Genomic DNA, 1,146 nt, shown 5'->3' with positions numbered 1-1,146 from the left:
TACATTGATTTCTATGATAGTAACTGGTTTAGTAAGTTACTTTTTATTAACACCAGAATATAAATCCTCAACGCAAATTCTGGTGAATCAGACTAAAGAAGATGAATCTGTTTATAACTATAATGAGGTGCAAACTAATGTTCAGCTAATTAATACATATAGCGTAATAATTAAGAGCGCATCTATATTAAATAACGTTAGAAGTGATTTAAATCTTGACATTAGCCTTTCTGATTTAAATAAGAAAATTACTGTAGAAAGTGCCCAAAATTCTCAAATTATGACTGTTTCGGTAATTGACCCAGATCCATCAGTTGCACTGCAAATTGCGAATAAAACAGCAGAAGTATTTGAAAATGAGATAAAAGATTTAATGCAAGTTGATAATGTAAGTATTCTTCCATTAGCGGATGATCAGGAAAACCAAGCTCCTATTAGTCCTAATCCTACTCTAAATATTGCAATTGCAGCAATAATTGGTCTGTTTATAGGAATTGGTCTAGCATACTTATTAGAATACCTCGATAACACGGTGAAGACAGAACAAGATATTGAGAAATTACTGAACTTACCAGTGTTAGGTGCTATTACAATCATTGACCAAAATTTTGAGGCAAAAGCAAAGGGTGGAAAAAACGGAAGAATGAGAGGTATAAGTTAGTGGCTATTAATAGTAAGAAAAGTTTATTGGATAGTAAAAGAAAATTAGTAGCTAAGTATGATCCGAAATCACCGATTTCTGAGCAATACAGGACTATAAGAACGAATATTCTTTTTTCAAGTGTGGATGAAGAAATAAGATCAATAATGGTTACCTCATCAGGACCTGGAGAAGGTAAATCAACAACTACAGCGAACCTTGCAGTTGTTTTTGCACAACAAGGAAAAACAGTTCTTTTAGTTGACGCAGATTTGAGAAAACCCACAGTACACTATACTTTTAAATTAACTAATACATTAGGACTAACTTCTGTATTAACAAATCAAAAGGATTTAATGGAAGCCGTGAACAAAACTGATGAAAATAACTTGTATGTGCTTTCTAGCGGACCTATACCGCCAAACCCTTCAGAGTTATTGGGCTCAAAAGCAATGCAACTTTTTTTGGAGCAAGCATTAGAAGAATTTGATTTAATTATTTTTGAT

2 protein-coding genes are annotated in these 1,146 nt (G+C 32.6%); both read left to right on the top strand.

Annotated features, from left to right (window positions below; all coding sequences use genetic code 11):
• Positions 1-661: Wzz/FepE/Etk N-terminal domain-containing protein (locus tag AB0G52_RS41310; RefSeq protein WP_361344497.1), on the top strand; the 661-nt coding region annotated here is incomplete at its 5' end.
• The coding region (locus AB0G52_RS41305) for a CpsD/CapB family tyrosine-protein kinase (protein ID WP_361344494.1) at positions 661-1,146 on the top strand (486 nt) is incomplete at its 3' end. The genes AB0G52_RS41310 and AB0G52_RS41305, both read left to right, overlap by 1 nt.

It is taken from the genome of Streptomyces sp. NPDC021562 (genome assembly GCF_040640875.1).
In the GTDB taxonomy this organism is placed as follows: Bacteria; Actinomycetota; Actinomycetes; order Streptomycetales; family Streptomycetaceae; genus Streptomyces.
The sequence above is the reverse complement of the archived record's forward strand: the minus strand, read 5'-3'. Positions and strand labels throughout refer to the sequence as shown.